Source organism: Candidatus Leptofilum sp. (assembly GCF_965223525.1).
Taxonomy (GTDB): Bacteria; Chloroflexota; Anaerolineae; order Promineifilales; family Promineifilaceae; genus Leptofilum.
Genome location: NZ_CBDCWX010000005.1, coordinates 335,231 through 355,688, shown reverse-complemented (window position 1 = coordinate 355,688; position 20,458 = coordinate 335,231). Strand labels below are relative to the sequence as shown.

The window sequence follows — 20,458 nt, the reverse complement described above, 5'->3', positions numbered from 1 at the left end:
CCCCAATTCAATTCTTAACTGTGGTACAATCCCCGCTGCCAAATTTAAGAACTGGAGAAAACAATGGCACCACATATTTCCATCCAAAACATAGCAAATTACGTTGACCAAAAAGTGACAATTAAGGGATGGCTGTACAACAGCACCCGCAAAGGCAAGCTCATGTTCCTGCGCCTGCGCGACGGCAGTGGCATGACCCAGGGCGTTGCCTTTCGTCCCGAAGTTGGCGATGAGCTGTTTGAAGAACTTAAACGATTGGGGCAGGAGTCTTCCGTTATCATCACCGGCACGGTTCGGGAAAATAATCGCGCTCCCGGCCTGCCGCGTGGTTACGAAATTGGCGTGGAGCAGCTAGAAGTTGTGCAAGACGTGGCTGACTATCCCATCACCCCCAAAGATCATGGTGTCGAGTTCCTCATGGACAATCGCCACCTCTGGCTGCGCTCCAGCCAGCAGTGGGCCATCATGCGAATCCGCACCACCATCAAGCGAGCCATCATAGACTTTTTGGACAACGAAGGCTTCCTCAACATTGATACCCCCATCATCACCCCGGCGGCGGCCGAAGGCACCAGCACCCTTTTCGAGCTGGGTTACTTTGATGAAATAGCGTACCTGGCTCAAACTGGTCAGCTTTACAACGAGGCCAACATCATGGCTTTTGGCAAAGTGTACTGCTTTGGCCCCACTTTCCGCGCCGAAAAGTCAAAAACGCGCCGCCATCTGACCGAATTTTGGATGGTCGAGCCGGAGATGGCCTTCTTCGATCTGGATGATCTCATGGATTTTGAAGAGCGGTTTGTGGAATACATTGTGCAAACCACGCTGGCCAAGCGTCGGCCTGAGTTGGAATTGTTAGAGCGTGATGTGACCGCGCTAGAAAACATGACAGCCCCGTTCCCACGCATTAGTTATGACGAGGCGATTGAGCGCATCCATGCCATTCGCGATGCGACTGACGACCCAGAGATGAAAGAGTTGCTGGCTATTGAGTGGGGGGATGATTTTGGCTCGCCGCACGAGACGGAGCTGACGAAGCAGTTTGACAAGCCACTGTTTGTGTATGGCTACCCCACCCAAGTGAAGGCATTTTACATGGAGCCTTGGCCTGGTCGGCCAGAAGTGTGCAAAAGCGTTGATCTGCTAGCTCCAGAAGGGTACGGCGAAATTATCGGCGGCAGTGAGCGGATGAGCGACCCGGATTTGCTGGTGGCGGCTATTGAAAAGCACGAACTGCCGCAGGAACATTATCAATGGTATGTGGATTTGCGACGCTTTGGCAGCGTGCCGCATAGCGGCTTTGGCCTTGGCCTGGAACGCACGGTGGCCTGGATTTGCGGCATTGACCACATTCGCCAAACTAGCCCGTTTCCTCGCACGCTCAACCGAATGAATCCGTAGAGTTAGCCGCAGATTTCGCGGATTAACGCAGATTTTTCAGAGATTTTTTGTGTCATGCCCGTGAAAACGGGCATCCATTTTTTGAGAGACTTTTGAAGTTTTAGACCAAGATGTTCAAGTTTGGGATGGGCAAACTTCAAAAGTTTAAATGCGCGGTTAGCATGAGTCGAAAGCAGATTTGGCAAATTGTGGGGCTGCTGGTGGTGATTGGCATCATCGTGGCGCTGTTTGTCTGGTTTGTGGATTTGGCGGCTGTAGGACGAGTGTTGCAAACGGCCGTTCCCACCTATCTCCTCCTCGCTTCTTTACTTCTAGTCCTGGGGCTGCTCTTTTACGCATGGCGTTGGCGATTGCTGCTAGGCAACAAGCCCACCCTGCTGCAAACGTTCCACGCCAGCAACATTGGCCATGCGGGCAACATCATTGTGCCTGCTCGGGCAGGCGAAGCGATGCGAATTGTGGTGCTGGGGCGGGGTGGTGCAGTCTCTTACACCGAGGCAACCTCCAGCTTTGTGGTGGAGCGACTGTTTGAGCAGTTGATGCGTTTGTTGGCACTGGTGACGGCCGTAGCCGTAGGTGCCGGCATTACGTTATCACCCGGCTCCATTTTGGGTGGGGTGGCGGTGCTGGTGGCGGCGTTTGCGGGTATTCAGTGGCTGGTGCGGCGACGGGAGCGCGTGTTGGCGCGGTGGCCATCTGCGCTTGCCAAGCTGCCGCGCATTACCGAAGCTGGGGCACGCCGCACCTTGACAGATTTGCTAGATAATTTAACGGCCGTTTCTGAACCCAAACAACTCGCCAGAGTGATGGGAACCTCCTTGCTGGCCTGGGGTTGTTTCTGGGGCTTCTTTTACGTAACGCTGCTGGCCTTGGGGCAAGGCTTTCCGCCAGAGGAGCGGCTGGCCGTTTCGCTGGGAGCCTTGGCACTATCGCCGCCCTCTGCACCCACGCAACCGGGCATCTTTCATGCGTCTGTCGTGGTGCCGCTGGCGGCAGTGGGCTTTGATGAGGTAGCACTTACCGCCTATGCGGTGCTGCTGCACATCCTGGAGATGGTGTGGATGATTGGCTTGGCAATGTGGGGCTTGGTTCAATCGGGTCTGTCGGTTGGAGCGATGCTGCAACGCGAGGAAGCTACGGATTTGCAATAAATTTGATAGATTCTCTGGGTCGCCACGCCCAACGATGCCGCAGCACCGGGTCTACAGAGCCTTCCGTCTCGTTTTCACGCCAAAATTCGCCTTCTGGTAAGCCAGAAACGGTCGCTTCCAGCAGATGAAAGTTGTACTGAGAAGGCAACCCTGGATAAGAGATGGAGTTAGTGTTGGTTTGATGCTGCCGATGGGTGGTTAAATCCAGCGTGATCGCTTCCAATTCTAAGCCAAGCTCTTCTTGTAGACAGCGGCGGGCAGCATCCTGAATAGATTCGCCCGGTTTTACTTTCTCTGAGGGGGGTTGGTTTCTAAAACGGCGCTGGCCATTCGCAAATTCTTGCTCCGCTTCGACCAAAATTTCATGATTGCGTCTGATGATGATTTGCACAACTTCAACTACCCGCAGCGGCGGTGATTCTTTTAGCTGAACCTCACCTGCTTCCAGCTCTTGCCACAAATTACGCAAACTTTTGTTGCTATCTTTGCCCCAAGCATCATAACCGATGCCATGTTTTTGCAACCACGCTTCCAGGGCATGAATTGAAGAAAATTGATTCACAGATACCCTTCTTAACTCTTCCAATAAACGATACCTTGCGTGCGAAACGCAGAAACCATTACGGTGAAGCTTTCCCTGATCACTGAAATACATGGAGTCTCTTCCTATCCAATATAATACCCGCGATATGATTTTTGGTCACATTCAGGTCGTCTTTCCGTAGAGGCTCCCGACTGAGAAAGACGTACGGTTCCTATTTCGTATTCAAGTCTATGGTGAAAATCTGTCTGTTGGGGTGACGTTGGGTGAAGAAGGCTGTTATAAATCGCGGCGGGAGAAGCTAACTAAACTCAGCAGCAGCAGAACGGCCGTGTACACCACCGCATACCAAATCATCAAATCAGACGGTTGTGACAAAATGACAAATGGACCAGCCGCAAAGGGAGAGGTTGAAACGCGGGGCTGAAGCAGTGCCAATGCCTGTTTCCACAGCACTTCTGTGGGCATAATCAGGCTGGTGACGATGCCCACGTCTACGGCCGTTTCATTTTGCAACAGGCTACCAATTTGCTCTACCCAGCCACCGATGAAGGCAATGCCGACCAGCATAAAGGCCAAAACGCCGTTGGCCAGCGTTGAAAGCCGCGTGCCGCCCAGCAACGTGACCGATAGTACTAACAGCCCTTGGAGCAGCAGCAGGCTCAACCCCTCAACAACATTGGGTACGGCGATGCCTGTGCGCCAGCGGTAAAGAACAATAATGCCCCCCACCAGCAGCACTGTGTAAATCATGAGGATGGCAGCAAAGCCCAACCATTTGCCCAAAATAATTTCCCAACGACGCACTGGTTTCGTTACCAAGGCTTCAATGGTGTGAGAATCAATTTCGCCAGAAACGGCCGTTACCGAAATCAACACCGCCATCACTACCACCAAGAAGTTCGTAACGTATAGTCCCGCTGAAAGAAGAATCCCTAACCCCAGCTCAACTTCGTCTGCTGGCATCCCCACCCGCACCACTTCACGGTAAATAAAGTGTAGCCCCAGACCAAAAATCGTCAGAAAGCTGATTGCCAGCAGCAACGCCAGCCACAGCACCTTGCGCCGCTGGCTCTCGCGGATGGTTAGTTCGGCAAAAATCAGAACCGTATTCATAATATTTTGCCACAGAGAGCACAGAGGAAAAAGAGGGGTTTTCTCTTATATCTCTGTGCTCTCTGTGGCTATTTCATCCTTCTGATTGGTCGCCGACGATTTGCAGGAAGCGTTCTTCCAGCGTGATGGGTTGCGGCGTGAGTTCGTATAGCGTATAGCCTTGGCTGATTAGCCAGTTGGCCAGCGTGGGCAACTTTTCTTCATGGGGCAAGGTGAGGTGGATACGGCCGTTGCCAGCCAAGAAGGCTCCCTCACCAAACTGCGCCAAATCAGCCAGCAATTGGGCGTTTGGCTGCCCCACGCGAATAATGACGGGAACGGCCGTACTCATTTCATGCAGGGATACCGTTTCTAGCACCTCGCCCTGGCGAATAAAGGTAACCCGGTCACAAGTTTGCTCCACTTCGCTGAGTAGATGAGAGTTGAGAAAAACGGCCGTTCCGCGCTGCCGCAGCTGGTTGATCACATCCCGCACCAGCCGTCGCCCCAGCGGGTCTAGGCCAGAGGTTGGCTCATCCAAAAAGACCAGCTCTGGCTCGTTGAGCAACGCCTGCGCCAGCCCGATGCGCTGGAGCATCCCCTTGGAGAAGGCTCGCAGGGGCGTTTGGGCCCGGCCTTGCAAACCAACCAACTCCAGCAGTTCCGGGATGGTTTGTTGGCGGATTTGCTTGGGTAGCTGGTGCAGACGGCCGTGTAAATCCAAAAATTCGGCCGCTTTGAGCCATTCATGAAAACGAAAATGCTCTGGCAAAAAGCCAATCTTGCCCCGCGTGGCCCGGTGGCCTAGCGGCTGGCCCAGCAATGTGGCGCTGCCCGCCGTCGGCGCAGTTAATCCTAGCAGCATCTTCACGGAGGTGGTTTTGCCTGCGCCGTTTGGCCCCAAAAAGCCAAAAATCTCCCCGCGTTTTACCTGGAGCGTGAGGTTGGCAACGGCCGTTTTTTCCCCAAACTGTTTTCGCAAGCCGGTGGCGTTTATGGCAAGGTCATTCATCTAGGTAGGCAATCAATTCTTTCAGAAACCACCTCATCTTACATTTGTCATTCCCGCGCAGGCGGGAATCCATCTGTGTCGAGAGTAGTGGATTCCCGTTTTCACGGGAATGACAGAGGGATGGTGCTTCTAAAGAGTATTTTGAGCAGACAAAAAATCTGTTTAATCTGCGAAATCTGTTGATGGAAATTATTCGGCTGAAGCAGCCAGTTCGGCTAGTTCAGGGACGGTTTGTGAACCCGCCAGCAGATAAAGACGGCCGTTTACTTGCCACACCAGCGCATTCATCTGGCCATCTATGCTGTTGAGGCCAATGCCACTGACGCCGTTGATTGTCACTTCCTGGAAAGTCGCCAGACTGCTGGGGATGGGCAACAGTAGGGTACTGGTCCAATCAATTTGCTGAGCCAAGCGGCTGGCTTCCAGCGGATTTAGGCCCAGCAATTGGAGCAGTGCCTCGCCTAAAACGGCCGTATCCAGCGATTCCGGGTATTGCACAATCGGGCTGTCGGTTTGTAGCAAGGTGGTGCCGTTGGCCCAGCGTTGCTCCACGCCGCTGAACGTCGCCACAGTGATCCGCGCCCCGTCAATACCGGACGGCAGTAAATTTGGGTCGAGGTTGGCGGCTTCAATTAGCTGGCGGCTGTTGGCCTCGTTAATGATGAATTGGCCACTCCCGCCGGAAGCGACAAAAATTTCTGTTGGTTCGCCGAGGGTGGGTAGGGTAGAAACGGCCGTTAGCCCTGCAAGATTAGCAGCTTCCACAACGGAATCTGCCGGTGTCAATGCGCCTGGCTCCTGGTCAACGATCAATTCGCCGGGCATGATGCCTTGTTCGGCCACCTGCTGCAAAATGGCAAGCTGTTCTGGCGAGACGGAGATGGCGGCAAATTTTTGCACGCGGAACAGGCTGAGTAAATCGCTGGCGGCAGCGCGCACGCCGGGGAAGCTAAAGCTGATGATGAGCAGAGTGATCGCAAGAGAAACGGCCGTTGCCAGACGCCGCTGTGGGCCAAACAGCCATTGCCCCAATTGGGCCAGCCAGTTGGGGCGTTCCAGAGTTTGCTCTGCTTGCAGCTTGGTTTGCAACCGGGCATACGCTTGCCGCGCCGGGCGGGGCGCATCCGTTGCTGTCGGCTCCAAAACCGATAGCTGCTCCATCACCTCTTGTAGTTGCTTGTCTTCGTTCATCTCATCACCTGTTACGGTAATCTGTAAAATCGTTCACCGATTACCATCCACCTCTTCATATGCTTGTTTGAAAGCGGCGGCGGCGCGGGCGAGTAGGGTGCCAACCGAGCCAGGGGCGACGCCAACGGTCTCGGCACATTCAGCGTAGCTAAAGCCCATTTGCCGCATGAGCAGAAGTTGGGTGTCACGCTCTGGTAGCTTGGCAAGGGTTTGGCGAACGGCCGTTTCCCGCTCTTTTTGCTCCACTTCTGTTTCTGCACCGGGGCTGCCTTGTGGGTCTGGTACCAGTAGGGTGTTGCGTTGCCAACGCCGCTGCCGCCCGCGAATGGCGTTGTAGCCCATATTGGTGGCGGTGCGGTATAGCCAGGCACCGAGGTTGTGTTCCCGGTTGCGCTGTAAAAAGCGGTGGCTAAAGGCGTGGTCGTGCAGCTTGAGAAACACTTCCTGGGTCACATCTTCCGCTTCATCCCGGTTGCCCAGCAGGCGGAACAGCAGGCCATAGACGCGATCATAATGCTGGTGGAAGAGTGCCTCGAAGGAGGCCACATCTCCCTGCCCAATTTGTTCGAGCAGCAGATTGTCGGTGAGGCTGGTCACATCTGTTCCTTTTGCCATGCTGGTTTGTCTTTCTGCCCCCTTAAACACCGGGAAACGGCCGTTTGTGACAACAGTTACGGCTTCATCTTACGTCGCCACGATGGAACTCGCAAGGTAGTGTGCCCGAAAGTACTGGCATTTGGTACGAGAATGACAATTCACCACAGAGCACACAGAGATTTTTTAACATTCTCTGTGTGCTCCGTGAACTCTGGGGTCAACTATCTTTCAGGCAGCATAAACCATACGGCCGTTGCCGCCAGTGCTTTCCCTATTCAATTTTGCGGTTATAACGAGGGTTAGTACAGGACGGTAGCGTTTGTCAGGAACCATTTGGCCGCGGCTTCATCACCAGTAACGGCCGTACGACGCAATGCTTCAGCTACAGAAATTCGCTCAGAGGCGCGCAAATTGAAATCAAAAAAGTCTATCTCCAACGTGCAACCTGGCGTATGTTTGTTGCCAAATTGATAATCGCTACTAAGTGCGCCAGTCAGGCGCAGGACGATGTTGCGACTGGCTAACTGTTTTACCAGCTTTTTGGCAATGTCTAGCAAAACCAAGTCTATGAGACGGCCGTCGTGTTCTCGCGTCACTACCATCTTTTTGCCGGTAGCGGCACAGATATCGTATCGGTGCATCCATTGGTCGCGCGGGTAGATAATGTCCATCAAATATCCGAAGTTGCCCACGCCAGGAACAGGCAGTTGGCGCACCAGCCAGGGCAATTTTTGGCGATTATTCACAGCCACTTGTCCGTTTTGACGAAATTCCGCGATCAGTTCATCTGGGGTTTTAGTAAGTCGCTCCTCCAGTTGCAGCCTGTTTGTGCCATCAATTCCGTTTGCCGCTTCCTTGACATAAGGATGCTTCACATTTTGCCGTAAAAACTCTGCTCTGCTGGTGCTGCCTGTTACTGCGCCAGCCAAATGGGCAACCATGTCCCGTACATTCCATTCTGTGCAGTAGGTGGGCTGTTGCCAATCGCTACCGTCCAATGTTTCCAACAACGCCAGCACCTGCTCGTATTCCGTTTGCGACAGCTTACCGGCTTCGGCATGGGACAGCGCAGGAATATCGCTTGCCTGTTGCACCATTGCATCTACTCCAATTGAAATTGTCATGTTATTTACCTCCAAATTTTGCTCACTATTTTTTCTGCCAGGCGGCTACAATCATTTGTGCAGCCTGGGTAATCAATTTGCCAAATCGCCCCTGACCCACCGGTAAATCAGGATTGTTTGCCAAATGTAATTCGGTTAAACCATGCTGAAAGGCAATATAAAGATCGCGGGCTTCTTCAAAGGTTAGCTCAGTATCAATCTCGCCACTTTCCCAAATGTAGGCAAATTGGCTTCTGGCCATGTTCAAACGTGCCAAGCTCACTGCCATACTCTCCTCTGATGGGACAAATCCGGGCACTGGCCGCTGAAACATCAGCTGATAGAGATCAGGATTTTCCTGAGCAAAGCGCATGTAGGTGGCCATAGAACTTTCTAAATTTTCTTGTAACGTGCCGTCTTGATACGGCCGTTCATCCATACGCCGTCCGAATTCCAAAAAGCCGCGCCGGAACAGTTCATCATAGATGGCGTGTTTGCTGTCGAAATAGGTGTAGAGAGAAGGAGTACGCATCCCAATTCGCTTGGCAATAACGCCCAAGCTCAGCGCCGCAACTCCGTTTGCCTGCATCTCCTCACGCGCTATGCGGAGAATCGTTTCAATTGTGTCGAGTCGAATTTGCTGTCGTCTGGTTAAGGGTTTATCCATATTTATCCTAATATCATTAGATTTACCTAATAGTATTAGGGAAAATGAGATTTGTCAAGCCCCAATTTCAAAAATCGGCAATTTAGGCTGGTTTGCGACTAAAAACCTGATCGTAATCTGTCTGCCAGGGATTGGTGTGAACATCTTCCAGCCCAAGCTGGCGCAGATGGGCTTCAAACTGCTGCACGGTTCGGTAACGGCCGATGAATGCTTTGCCCTCCCGCCCCTTGCGACGGGTAACGAGCAGCGTGCCGCCCGGTTTGAGTACGCGAATCATTTCTTGCAAAGCGGCCGTATCCGACGGGAAAAATTCAAGGGCTTCCAGGCAGGTTATGAGGTCAAACTGATTGTTGGGGAAGGGCAGTTGGTCAGCCACCTGCTGCACCAAACTGGCACGGTGGCCATACGGCCGTAATTTCTCATTCGCCAGCTTCAGCATCTTCTCAGACGCATCTAGTCCAATGATACGGCCGTTAAACGTGGGCGCCTCTAGCAAGAAGTGGGGCAGCCGCCCGGTGCCAGTAGCCACGTCCAGCACCAGCGGGTTTGGCACACGGCGCAGGCGGACGAGCAACGGCCGTATCAAAAAAAAATGCTCTGCTTCTGCATCAAACTCCTTGATGCCATCATATTTATGCGCGGTGATGTCGTACAGCCACACCACAATCCGCCGTCCCAAATAGACCCCCTCTGTGGTGATGAGTAACCAGTAGAGGATGAGGGTGAGAACGGCCGTTGTTAGAATAATTGCAATCCAGTGCATTTTGGTAAACGGTAATCCGTAATCGGTAAACGGTCATCGGTTACTGCTTACGGATTACCGTTTACCGACCACCGTACGCGAAGCGACATTAGGGCAGATACCCTTCTTCCCGCAGCCACGCCTCGGTAATTTTCATACCTTTCTCAATGGGAATGCGGGAGACAAAGCCGAGTTCCTCCTGGGCTTTGGTAGCGGGGAATTCTGCTTTGAGGGCATACATTCGCAGGCGGGGGCGGTTGAGCGGTAGGCCGAGTTTCAGCAGTTGGTTAAGCACAATCAAAACGTGTGCTGTCCAAAAGGGAATGCGGCGCGGTTTTTTGCCGCACATCTGCCCGTAAAAGCCAAACCATTCATTGAAGTTCACCACTGGATCGCACAGATTGTACGCTTCGCTAGGTGCTTTGGGATGAACGGCCGTCAACAACATCCCGTCTACCAAATTATCAATAAACACCGGGTAGGCGTGTCCTTTGCCGTCGCCAAAAATAACCGGCATCCCCTTGCACACCAGCTTGAGCATGTTGATTGTCCAGCTTTGGGCGCGAGGGCCATAGACCAGGCCGGGGCGAACGGCCGTTACCTCAATCCCCAACTCCTTCCCCAGTTCAAACGCCCGAATCTCACCAAGTGCTTTGGTACGGCCGTAAATCACTTCCTGCTCCGTGTCCAGCGGCTGATCTTCACCCACGTTTAGTGCCTTTGGCGGATGGCCGTAGGCAGCAATGGAGCTTGTTTGTACAAATCGCTGTACGCCTGCTTCGGCGGCCAGACGCACAGCCAGGGCTGTGGCCGCCACGTTAAGCGCGTAGGCACGCTGTTCGCCGCCGTGCCGCCCCAGCCAGGCGGCAACGTGGAACACAATCTCCTGCCCCTGCATTGCCTCACGCATGGACGCTTCATCTAGCAAATCAGCTTTTTTTAGCGTGACGCCCGCTTCGGCAACGTGCGGCACTGCGTCCAGATTGCGCCCGGTGCCAGTGACGATGGCTCCTTCTTCCCTGGCCAACCGCTCGGCCAGCCGCCCACCAATGAAGCCAGTGGCCCCGGTGACCAAAACTTTCTTCCCTTTGAGTGCGTGGTTAATCATTGTCATAGGTAGATTGTAGTGGAAAAGGAAACGGCCGTCATGCCGAAACCCTTTCTGTCTCTCCCTCATGGGCTGCGTACAACTCAACTAATCGTGCCATAATAATGGTGATGTATAGCACGCCAACGATCGCTTCTATCGAAGCAACTGACCGCGCCCAGAAGGTGGTGGGCAAAATGTCGCCGTAGCCCAGCGTGGTGAGCGTGGCGTAGCTGTAGTAAATAAAGGTTTGCCAAGGAATCGGTGCGCCTTCGTAGCTGTTTAGGCCATCTACAAAAGCGTGGTTGGTTTGTTTTGGGAACCAGGTGAACGTCTCAATGAGGCCGTAAATTGGCACAAAAATAGCGCCCAGCAGCAGGTAGACGGCACAAGCCGCGTACAACACATCCCGCGAGACGCGCCGCGTAGTGAAGATATAGTGTAGCAGTACGCGCACCACCAATCCCTGAAAAATAGCAATGATGATGTAGCTAATGATGTTGGCCCACTGCGCCAGTGGATTGAGCGCGTAAATGATGCCTGCCGCCAGCCACACCAACCCGGTAAAGACGAGCGCCCAAGTGTAGTACGGCCGTTCCCGCACCACCAAAATCCCCGCCACCATCAAGCTCATGTACAGCACCTGGTACCCAATGAGCGCCACTAGCGTGTTACTGATGGAAATTGGGTAGATGGTTTGCACCAGCGTCACCAAAATGAGAACATAAATCACTTTGCCTTCAACGGGACTGTTTTGCTTGTTCATAAAGCCTCCTTTTGCTTTGCGGATGAGGCTATTCTGGCAAACGGCCGTTCACCTGGCAACCGGGAAAATGGGTAGGTAAACTGCCAGTTGCATATTGACAAAATGGCGCTGGTCGTTTAAATTTTGCATACGTATTCATGATGCGTATACAATTGCAGCCTACGTTATTTGTAAGGAGAACAAAGAGCTATGCGATTGAATCATTTACGCACTATTTTGGCCGAGGGGAAGACGGCCGTTAACGGATGGTTGCACATTCCCAGCACATGGTCTGCCGAGGTGATGGCCCACGCGGGCTGGGACACCGTGACGGTTGATTTACAGCATGGCCTGGCTGGGTATGAAACGGCCGTTGCCATGCTGCAAGCCATCAACACAACCAGCACAATCGCCCTGGCACGCAGCACCTGGAACGACCCCGCCCAAATTATGCGTTTGCTAGATGCTGGTTTCCAGGGCATCATCTGCCCTATGGTGAATAACCGGGCAGAGGCAGAACAGTTTGTGGGGGCCTGTTACTATGCGCCGCTGGGTTACCGTAGCCTGGGGCCAACCCGTGCTCGCCTCTCTATCGGGCCAGACTATGCCCAACATGCCAATGACTCCATCCTCACCCTGGCCATGATAGAAACCCAAGAAGCCCTGAACAATCTCACCGACATTTTGGACACACCTGGATTGGACGGCGTTTATGTGGGCCCTGGTGACCTGGGACTGTCGCTCACTGGGCAAACGGGGATGGACATGGGTGACCCCGTCCTGGCGGCTGCCTTGGCTCACATTGCTGAGGTTACATTAGCCAACGGCCGTATCGCTGGAATCTGGGTACCTACCGCTGATCGCGGCCAGCAAATGAAGCAGCTTGGTTATCAATTTATCACCTTGTCGGCAGATTCCCGCCTGTTGGCGGCTGCCGCTGAACAAATTATCAAACAAATGTAACTGTAAGAGCCGTTCCCTCCCCTTTTGTTTGGGGGAGGGTTAGAGAGGGGGATTGTACAGTTACCTTTTAATCATCAAAAGGGAGTAAGGAAAATGGCAAAAATATTAAAACATGGCATTAGTGCCGAAGCAGCACACGACGCAGACGTGAAGGTTCAGCAAATTGTTGCTGGCATTTTAGATGATATTCGGCAGAGGGGGGATGCGGCCGTCCGCGACCTCTCAATTAAATTCGATAAGTGGGATCCGCCCAGCTTCAAATTAAGCGATGCAAAAATCCAGGAAATTGTTGCCTCTGTTGATCCGCAAACCATTGAAGACCTTAAATTTGCTCAGACGCAAATTCGCAACTTCGCCCAGCATCAAAAAGACGCTCTGCGCGATATTGAGGTGGAAACGTTGCCAGGAGTCATCTTGGGACATAAAAACCTCCCCGTCAATAGCGTAGGCTGCTACATTCCCGGCGGTCAATATCCCATGGTGGCTTCCGCCCACATGAGCGTGCTAACGGCCAAAGTGGCTGGCGTCAAGCGCATCATTGCCTGTACGCCCCCCATCAATGGCGAACTGCCTGCTGAAACCATTACAGCCATGCACTTCGGTGGCGCGGATGAAATTCACATTTTAGGTGGTGTGCAGGCCATTGCCCGCATGGCGCTGGGTACAGAAACGATGGAACCAGTGGATATGATTGTGGGCCCCGGCAATGCCTATGTAGCTGAAGCTAAGCGTCAGCTTTTTGGCAAAGTGGGCATTGATCTGCTGGCTGGCCCCACAGAGGTGCTGGTTGTGGCCGACGACACGGTGGATGCTGAAATGGTAGCCACCGATCTGCTGGGCCAGGCAGAACATGGGCCTACCTCTCCGGCCGTGCTTATTACCACCAGTGAAAAGCTGGCGCGGGAAACCGAAGTTGAAATTGGTCGCCAGCTAGAAACGCTGGAAACGGCCGATATTGCCAGCGTTTCCTGGCGTGATTATGGGCAAATCATTTTAGTAGACAGTCTGGAAGAAGCGTGTGTTGAGGCGGATAAAGTTGCTAGTGAGCATGTGCAAATTATGACGGCCGACGACGATTACTTTTTGAACAACATGACCAACTATGGCGCATTGTTTATTGGCCCCCGCACCAACGTAGCTTATGGCGACAAGGTGATTGGCACCAACCATACTCTGCCCACCAAGCTGGCGGCACGCTACACGGGCGGGCTGTGGGTTGGCAAGTTTATCAAAACGGTGACTTACCAACGTGTAGAGACGGATGAGGCCAGCGCAATGATTGGTGAATACTGTTCGCGGTTGTGTGCCATTGAGCGGTTCTGGGCGCATAAAGCCCAGGCAGATTTGCGCGTTGAACGATACGGCCGTTAACCATGAATGCTCGTTCAATGCAGGGGCAGGTTGCGCTGGTTACGGGCGGCGGGGGCGGTATTGGCTCGGCCATTTGCCAGCGGCTGGCTGCGGCGGGTGCAAAGGTGATTATTACCTACCGCAAGAGCGTGGAGCAGGCAGAAGCGGTAGCCGCGCAATTGCCAGGAAGCGATCATTTGGTGGCGCAGGCTTCGGTAACCGACAGTGCTGCTTTGGCTGGCTTGGCAGAACAGGTGGCAGGGCGGTACGGCCGTCTGGATTTGCTTGTTAATAATGCAGGCATCACCACGCCCGTGCCGCATGAAGACCTAGATGCGTTGAGTGACGGATGGATTGACCGGATTTTCCAGACTAACTGGCGGGGCGCTTTTGCTTCTGTGCGGGCTTTCAAAGCGCTGTTGCAGGCAGATGACGGCGGCACAATTGTGAATTTATCATCCATTGCCGGGGTGACGGGGGTTGGCAGCAATGTGGCGTATTGTGCTTCAAAAGCGGCGTTGGATTCAATGACCCGCTCTTTGGCGCGTGCGCTGGCGCCCAAAATTCGTGTTGTGTCCGTCTCGCCGGGCTGGGTGCTGGGTGAGTACGCTAAAAAGATGGATCCAGCTTACATTAGGCAGCAAGAAGAAATGACGCCGCTCAAGCGTCTCGCGTCTCCAGAAGATGTTGCCGAGACGGTTTGGGCTGTGGCCACGAAGCTCACTTTTATGACGGGCAATATTGTGCCTGTGGATGGCGGACGGCCGTTGCTGTAGGTAACCCGCACAAAGCCAAGTGCAAAATGAGATGTGTAGCCGCGGATTCTTTCCGCGCTTCTGGAACGCAGTAAGAAGCTGCGGCTACATTCAACGTCTCATCATGAGTCGTTGAGAACAAAAATATGGTCAAATGAATTTTCAAGCATGGTGCAACCCTTGTAATAAATCAACGTTTGAGGCCAAAGCGGCGTCAATCAGATCGATCAAGACCCAATTTTCTTGCAGTTTGTTCCCTTCGCGTCGCCAAAAATCCATAATGTTCCAGCCGATGGGTTCGCCAGTTGGTGGCCAATTCAGGTAAGGGTTCAGATGGGTTCCGCCTAGACTCGGCCAGCCGGTTGATGCGGCGAAACGGCCGTCGGCAATACGTGCCTGGTGACCAACCCCCTTGCGATCTGGAAAAGCTCGCACAATTGGCCCCTGCGCGTTCTGTTTGAACTCCGCCAGGCCATAGGCTGACCCAACGCCAACAGGCCCGTGCCACACCATGTCTGGTTGCCAAAAACGTTCTAACCCCTGGCTGGCCTGATTTTCGCCGTCGTATTTGTTCAGTCCGCCAAAAATCATCTCGGTGACAAGCGCATAGGTTTTTTGTGATTCATCTTCGTCTTGATGGTCAAGGCAGAGGCCGTCGCCTGCTAACGGCCCTGGAATCCAAATGTCACGGCCGTAGCTGGGCGGCAATAACTGTATTCCAACCTGCCTTAGCAAATCAATTAGGTCAATGATGAGTCGAATTTCGGCAATTTTGCCATCTGTTACCCGACAAAATTCGCCAAAGCGAAAATGAACAGAACGGCCGTTGGCAGGAATGACAATATCCCCCACTTGCCAATCTGTGGCAAAAGTGCCGATGAAATCCCCCGTGCCGCACACCCAATCATTCCCTTCAAACGGGCCACCGATGAAGAGATACGGCCGTCTCACCAAATCTGGCATGGCCGTAAACAGGGGTTTCCAAAACTGTGCCCATACTTCAGATGCACCCTTTAGATGGCGCAGCGGTTGAAAGCCGTGCCAAATGACATCAAGATGTAAATAGTGAGAAACAGTGCGAGCATCACCTCCATTTTCCATCGTTTGCCAATAATCCCAGACGAATTGTTTAATCTGTTGGTTCATAACCTAAAAACCCAATGAGGGCTGTCAGCCCAAGCTGTAAAAGCAGATGCCAATAAAAAATGAGGAGTGAGCATTCTCAAATGCCAATGGCTAATTTACCAGAAACGCATCTGAGGATGCCTTCTCCTCATTGGTTACTCAATTGTATGACTAATTATGTTAGCCGTCTATTCTATGAAACCTTGAGCTGTGGCTTCTTCAATGTATGCTTCAGCCGCTGCATCCAGCGCTTCTTGGGCAGTCATATCGCCATTGCCCACTAATGGTAAAAACTCCTCAAGTTTAGTAATAGCGATGTTTACAGCTGGGTTTATTTGGTAGTTACCAACACCTTCCGCAATGGTTTGATTTGCGGCTGGCAGATAAGGGCCACCAAATTCAGCTGCAGACGTGCGTGTAACCATGCCCAATGTAGCCGCCTCTTGCTGAGAAGCCTCATCGGCTGCTTCCATGATGATACGGAAGATCAGGTCGGGATCGTTTGTTGTGGTGGCCGGAATCATGAAGTAATCGTTCCAGGCTGACCCTGCGCGTGGGCCACCTTCAACTACCCGAGGGGCAGGTGCGTAGGCGATCACATCCATCAGATCAGTTCTTTCTGGATCGCTCATGTTGGCTGCTCGGCTAGCCCACATTTTTGTAGACGGTAACGTACCTAGCTGCATAGCAACTTCCTGGTCATTTAGGCTGAAAGAGAGGCCGTCTTCACCTAAACAAGCATTCGCTACCTCAACAATTTTTTCAATTGCCAAAACACCCTCTTCACCATTGAAGATTGGCATGTTATCATCATCCAGGTAATCACCACCGTAGGCTCGGAGCAGCATAAAGAACTCAAGCTCCCAACCCCTGGAGCGCGATAAATCGATGGCAAACGGCATATCCCAATCGGGATTATCCAGACCGACGGTGTTGCAGATGGCGATAACATCGTCATACGTTTCTGGCACGTCTAGACCTAACTCATCAAAGGTATCTTGACGGTAGATAAAGTGCAGCGTATTCCCTACCATTGGAATGCCAACAATATTGCCATCTATTGTTGCCCCTTCCCAAACAGTTTCAGGAATATCACCGAGGTTGTATTCATCCCAATATTTATCAACCAAATCGTTGAGTGGCATCAGCCAGCCAGGGCCGCCCCATTCAGCTACCTGACCATTGGCACCATGCACAATATCGAATGGCGAATCACCACCGCCGGACAGTGCCAAGCGAACTTGCTCTTGGGCATCGGCTCCAGCCAGCAGGTTAGTGTTGACGGTGAGGTTCTCCACACCGTTGCACTTTTCTAACTCTTCAGCGTAGAAGTCGGTGATGGGGAAGGACCAACCAATCATGTTGATTTCGGTGTCTTCGGCTGGGGCAGCGATATGGCATCCTTCAACACCCATATCTTCTGCCATGTCTTCATCCGCATCTTCTGCCATTTCTTCGTCCATCTCTTCATCGGTGTCTTCTGCTACTTCAGCATTCGATGTGGTGTCTTCGGCTGTGTCTTCACTGCCTTCGTCACCGGATGAGCCGCAAGCCACAAAGAAGACGGCGGCAATTAGTAATAAGAGTAAACTGAATAAGCGTGTGTTTTTCATTATAAATCTTCTCCTATATTTTTAGAACTAATTTTGCGGGAAAGCACTTCATGTAATGGATCGTTACATCACCTCCTCAGCTAATCGTTGGGCGACATGAACTATCCTTCTTGGCTTGTTTGGGCTATACTGGAAACCGCCAAGCGGTAGTAAACGCTACCCTTTGGTATTTGTGAGCCATTCTTTACTTTTCCAGGGTGCAGAATGGCTCTTTGTATTTCTATTATCTTGTTGTTCGTCGCAAGAATATGCTTTAGCTATATCTAATTTTCACAGTCGGCTAACTTTTGTGGATTGACGGACAATCAGTTCAACGGGCAAAATCAGGCGTTTAGGCGGGCGGCTGGGATCAGATATTTGTGCTAACAAAATGTCCATTGCACATGCTCCCATCTTTTCCAGCGGAGCCTGAACAGTTGTTAATGGTGGCTGTGTTGTGAGGGAAATACGCCAGTCGTCAAACCCGGCAATGGCAATGTCTTGGGGAACGCGTAAGCCACGATCTACTGCGGCTCGTAAGCAGTCCACTGCAACTAAATCATGAATGGCAAATACGGCCGTTGGTGGCTCATCTAAATCAAGCAGTTGATTCATGGCTAAGTAGCTACTTTCTGGTTCAAAATTGGTTTCTACAACCAAAGTTTTGTCAAAGGGGATATTTGCTTCCTCAAGCGCCTGCTTATAACCTGCAAACCGATCACGGCTGGTGATACCCATAGACGGCCGTGTAGTAAAGCCAATGCGCTGATGGCCTAACTCAATCAAATGTTTGGTTACGGCTACAGCCCCGCTGGGATCATCTGGCTTAACAAAAGAGATGTCTTGGTCTTCCGCCCAGCGCCCAACTACAACAAAAGGAATGCCCTCCTGCTTTAGCAAAGGCAGAGTGGTTTCCGCCATTTGCGGCCGACCCAGCAGAAGCAGGCCATCCACTTCGCGGGCACGGCAAATTTGAGTCAATTGCCTTACTTGATCATCTAACAGGGGGTACAAGGTTAAATTGTAACCTTGTTCTTCAGCGGCAGTCACCGCACCAGCAATAAGACCAGAAACATAATCACTCATTACAGAAAACGGAAAGCTAAAGGAAAACCCAATCTTGTCTGTACGACGACGGCGCAAGTTACGGGCAGCGGCACTGGGTACATAATCCAGCTCTCGTGCGGCCGTCAAAACCCGGCTTCGTGTATTTGGTGAGATGTGCGGATAGTCGTTTAATGCTTTAGAGACAGTCGAAGGTGCTAAGTTGAGGTGATTGGCAATGTCTTGAATTGTTATAGCCATAAATCTTCCTCTTCCATAGGAAAATAGGAAAACGATTTCCTATTCATCAAAAAATATAGTCGGAAAACGATTTCTTGTCAAGGTTAAAAAAGGAACTCGAGACAGGATTAACAGGCGCATTTAGTGAGCAAAGTTACGCCTATTGAGCAGATACAAGCCGCTGCCAATCAGCAAAACGCCAAGACCCATTGCCCATGTCACAATTTCACCAAGCAGGAGTGCGCCAAAAATCGTGGCGATGACCGGCACCATAAAGGAGGTGAGAGAAAAGGCTGTGGCGCCAAATCGTCGCTGGACGTAGAAGGCCATAAATTGACCACCTAATGCACCAATAAGTGCGGCGTAAGCCAACGAGAAATAACCATTTAACGTTACTTTTGCAAGTGAAAAATCACCCAACAGCAGCGTGACGAATAAAACGATAATTGCAGCGACCAGTAGGCGAACGGCCGTTACCTGCATCGGGTCTAACTTTTGCATCTGAAGGCGGACAAATATCGTATTGAACACTTCTGAAACCAAACCAACCATGACCAGAAGAAAGCCCAATGGACTGGCACGACCTACATCGGCCAAGCCGCTTTCGCCACGCAAAGCCAAAAAGAGTGCGCCGCACAGTGCCAAAGCCACTCCCAAGGCTTTGTGGCGCGTTATGGGGTCATCGGGCAGTAGAAAATGAGCGGCAATGACAATCATCACGGGCAGAGTGGTCACATAGATGCTGGCAACGCCGCTTGATTGGTATTGCAATGACAAAATAAAGGTGGGGATGGGAATGGCAACCCCCAGCACACCACTAACGGCCGCTTTTTGCCATAATTCTCGGTTTGTCGGCAGCTGGCCCTGGTTTAGGAGCAAGATGGGTACAAAAAACAGGGTGGCTATTGCTAAACGGAGGGTGACGAAAAGATAGGGATCAAATTCGCCAATGCCAAAGCGGCTGGCAACCACATTGGTTCCCCAAAACAGACTGAGCAGCAAAATGTAAGGCAGGGCTTTGGTGTGCATGGTGCATAATTACAGCGATGTGTTCGTTATTCTTTGTGAACGGCCAAGTACGTCTAGCCCTTGCTGTCTGAGCCAGTAAAGAATGTCAATAAACACCCAGTTTTCAGCCAGCTTGTCTCCCTCGCGCCGATAAACATCCACCACCTGCATCTCGGCCTGCACATCGCTTTGGGGCAAGCCCATAAAGCCACCCAGCGGGCGGTTAGACAAATTCGGCCAGCCAAAAAAACAAGCATAATTACCCTCGGCAAAGCGGCAGACGTGGCCGTGAAACTTCTTGTCGGCCAAATTGCGGCGGAAGGGGAGCTGATGCTGCTCTTGGTAGCGGGGGATGGTGTAGGTCGCGCCAATCCCGGCTGGCCCATACCAGATCATATCGTCGTGCCAGGTGCGTTCCAAAATTTCTGGCGGGCAGCCCATTGATCCGCTTTCGTTTAGATCCCTCAAATCTTGAATCATTTCGTTGACGAGTGCCAAGGTAACAACGCCCGCTCCCTCTGGCGCATCCTCAAAAAGCAGGCCATCGTGGGTGCGTGGGCCAGGATAGTTGTAATAAACGCCAGTTGAGGGCGGAAGCGGATAAACGCCTGCCTGAACCATCAGGCTGATTATGTCAATAAAAATGCCCGTTTGGCTGATTTTGCCGTTTTCTACACAGTTAAACTCGGCATAGCGCAGGTTGGCGATTTTGCGAGTGCGGGGAATGCCCAGCCAGTCGGCATCAAACAGCCCCATAAAGTTGCCCATGCTCATCACCCACTGCTCGCCGCTAATTTCATTGGTGCCGCCAATGAAAATATCCTGGCGACGCTGCATTCGGGATAACGATTGCATGAGGGGTGTCCAAAAGGTTTTAGCGACTGCTTCGGCTCCGTGCAGTTCCCGGAAGGGGTATACGCCCCGCCAATAGTAGTTTTCGCTGGTGAAGGAAGCTAACACATCGCCAACGGTTTCAGAGGAAGCATTTTCCATCGCTTCAAAATAATTACTTACAATTTTTTTTGTGGTTTGATATTTGCTCATATGTC

20 protein-coding genes are annotated in these 20,458 nt (G+C 52.1%); 5 read left to right on the top strand and 15 right to left on the bottom strand.

Annotation, left to right across the window (positions count from 1 at the left end; translation table 11 throughout):
• Positions 1 to 63: 63 nt before the first annotated feature.
• Both asnS and ACOQPM_RS07035 read left to right on the top strand, forming a co-directional pair.
• The gene (asnS, locus tag ACOQPM_RS07040; protein ID WP_420628537.1) at positions 64 to 1,401 is read left to right on the top strand and encodes an asparagine--tRNA ligase; all 1,338 of its coding nucleotides are present in this window, start codon (positions 64 to 66) and stop codon (positions 1,399 to 1,401) included.
• Between the two features lie 161 nt (positions 1,402 to 1,562).
• Positions 1,563 to 2,552, top strand: coding sequence for a lysylphosphatidylglycerol synthase transmembrane domain-containing protein (locus ACOQPM_RS07035; protein WP_420628536.1), 990 nt, complete (start codon positions 1,563 to 1,565; stop codon positions 2,550 to 2,552).
• Here the strand turns inward: ACOQPM_RS07035 and ACOQPM_RS07030 are convergent.
• The 10 genes from ACOQPM_RS07030 to ACOQPM_RS06985 form a co-directional block, all read right to left on the bottom strand.
• Positions 2,536 to 3,114, bottom strand: coding sequence for an NUDIX domain-containing protein (locus ACOQPM_RS07030; protein WP_420628535.1), 579 nt, complete (start codon positions 3,112 to 3,114; stop codon positions 2,536 to 2,538). The genes ACOQPM_RS07035 and ACOQPM_RS07030 overlap by 17 nt on opposite strands.
• A gap of 258 nt (positions 3,115 to 3,372) precedes the next feature.
• Positions 3,373 to 4,209, bottom strand: coding sequence for an ABC transporter permease (locus ACOQPM_RS07025; RefSeq protein WP_420628534.1), 837 nt, complete (start codon positions 4,207 to 4,209; stop codon positions 3,373 to 3,375).
• Between the two features lie 73 nt (positions 4,210 to 4,282).
• Complete coding sequence (locus ACOQPM_RS07020; protein WP_420628533.1) at positions 4,283 to 5,200, bottom strand: ABC transporter ATP-binding protein; 918 nt, start codon at positions 5,198 to 5,200, stop codon at positions 4,283 to 4,285.
• Positions 5,201 to 5,389: 189 nt separating this feature from the next.
• Positions 5,390 to 6,391, bottom strand: coding sequence for a hypothetical protein (locus ACOQPM_RS07015; protein WP_420628532.1), 1,002 nt, complete (start codon positions 6,389 to 6,391; stop codon positions 5,390 to 5,392).
• A 33-nt stretch (positions 6,392 to 6,424) separates the two neighbouring features.
• The gene (locus ACOQPM_RS07010; protein ID WP_420628531.1) at positions 6,425 to 7,006 is read right to left on the bottom strand and encodes an RNA polymerase sigma factor; all 582 of its coding nucleotides are present in this window, start codon (positions 7,004 to 7,006) and stop codon (positions 6,425 to 6,427) included.
• 281 nt (positions 7,007 to 7,287) lie between these two features.
• Positions 7,288 to 8,112 (bottom strand): maleylpyruvate isomerase family mycothiol-dependent enzyme, encoded by an 825-nt coding sequence (locus ACOQPM_RS07005; protein ID WP_420628530.1) that lies wholly within the window; start codon positions 8,110 to 8,112, stop codon positions 7,288 to 7,290.
• A 25-nt stretch (positions 8,113 to 8,137) separates the two neighbouring features.
• Entirely contained in the window at positions 8,138 to 8,758 is a 621-nt protein-coding gene (locus ACOQPM_RS07000; protein WP_420628529.1) for a TetR/AcrR family transcriptional regulator, read from the bottom strand.
• Positions 8,759 to 8,840: 82 nt separating this feature from the next.
• Positions 8,841 to 9,521, bottom strand: coding sequence for a class I SAM-dependent methyltransferase (locus ACOQPM_RS06995; RefSeq protein ID WP_420628528.1), 681 nt, complete (start codon positions 9,519 to 9,521; stop codon positions 8,841 to 8,843).
• Positions 9,522 to 9,609: 88 nt separating this feature from the next.
• Positions 9,610 to 10,677: an NAD-dependent epimerase/dehydratase family protein gene (locus ACOQPM_RS06990; protein WP_420628527.1), complete on the bottom strand. Its 1,068-nt coding sequence runs from the start codon at positions 10,675 to 10,677 to the stop codon at positions 9,610 to 9,612.
• Positions 10,646 to 11,353, bottom strand: coding sequence for a potassium channel family protein (locus ACOQPM_RS06985; RefSeq protein WP_420628526.1), 708 nt, complete (start codon positions 11,351 to 11,353; stop codon positions 10,646 to 10,648). The genes ACOQPM_RS06990 and ACOQPM_RS06985 overlap by 32 nt, the downstream gene beginning before the upstream one ends.
• A 189-nt stretch (positions 11,354 to 11,542) precedes the next feature.
• Between ACOQPM_RS06985 and ACOQPM_RS06980 the strand changes: the two genes are divergently transcribed.
• The 3 genes from ACOQPM_RS06980 (at position 11,543) to ACOQPM_RS06970 (ending at position 14,421) form a co-directional block, all read left to right on the top strand.
• Positions 11,543 to 12,295: an HpcH/HpaI aldolase family protein gene (locus ACOQPM_RS06980; RefSeq protein WP_420628525.1), complete on the top strand. Its 753-nt coding sequence runs from the start codon at positions 11,543 to 11,545 to the stop codon at positions 12,293 to 12,295.
• 93 nt (positions 12,296 to 12,388) lie between these two features.
• Positions 12,389 to 13,666, top strand: coding sequence for a histidinol dehydrogenase (gene hisD / locus ACOQPM_RS06975; protein ID WP_420628524.1), 1,278 nt, complete (start codon positions 12,389 to 12,391; stop codon positions 13,664 to 13,666).
• A 2-nt stretch (positions 13,667 to 13,668) separates the two neighbouring features.
• Positions 13,669 to 14,421 carry an SDR family NAD(P)-dependent oxidoreductase gene (locus tag ACOQPM_RS06970; RefSeq protein ID WP_420628523.1) on the top strand — a complete coding sequence of 251 codons (753 nt, stop codon included), beginning with the start codon at positions 13,669 to 13,671 and terminating at the stop codon, positions 14,419 to 14,421.
• Positions 14,422 to 14,562: 141 nt separating this feature from the next.
• Here the strand turns inward: ACOQPM_RS06970 and ACOQPM_RS06965 are convergent, their stop codons facing one another.
• The 5 genes from ACOQPM_RS06965 to ACOQPM_RS06945 all read right to left on the bottom strand — a co-directional run bounded on the left by ACOQPM_RS06965 (position 14,563) and on the right by ACOQPM_RS06945 (position 20,453).
• Entirely contained in the window at positions 14,563 to 15,546 is a 984-nt protein-coding gene (locus ACOQPM_RS06965; RefSeq protein ID WP_420628522.1) for an ester cyclase, read from the bottom strand.
• A gap of 167 nt (positions 15,547 to 15,713) precedes the next feature.
• Entirely contained in the window at positions 15,714 to 17,138 is a 1,425-nt protein-coding gene (locus ACOQPM_RS06960) for an ABC transporter substrate-binding protein (protein WP_420628521.1), read from the bottom strand.
• Positions 17,139 to 17,408: 270 nt separating this feature from the next.
• The gene (locus ACOQPM_RS06955) at positions 17,409 to 18,422 is read right to left on the bottom strand and encodes a LacI family DNA-binding transcriptional regulator (RefSeq protein WP_420628520.1); all 1,014 of its coding nucleotides are present in this window, start codon (positions 18,420 to 18,422) and stop codon (positions 17,409 to 17,411) included.
• A gap of 120 nt (positions 18,423 to 18,542) precedes the next feature.
• A complete protein-coding gene (locus ACOQPM_RS06950; RefSeq protein WP_420628519.1) occupies positions 18,543 to 19,430 on the bottom strand; it encodes a DMT family transporter in 888 nt (295 codons plus the stop codon).
• Positions 19,431 to 19,439: 9 nt separating this feature from the next.
• Positions 19,440 to 20,453, bottom strand: coding sequence for a nuclear transport factor 2 family protein (locus ACOQPM_RS06945; RefSeq protein ID WP_420628518.1), 1,014 nt, complete (start codon positions 20,451 to 20,453; stop codon positions 19,440 to 19,442).
• Between the last annotated feature and the right edge of the window lie 5 nt (positions 20,454 to 20,458).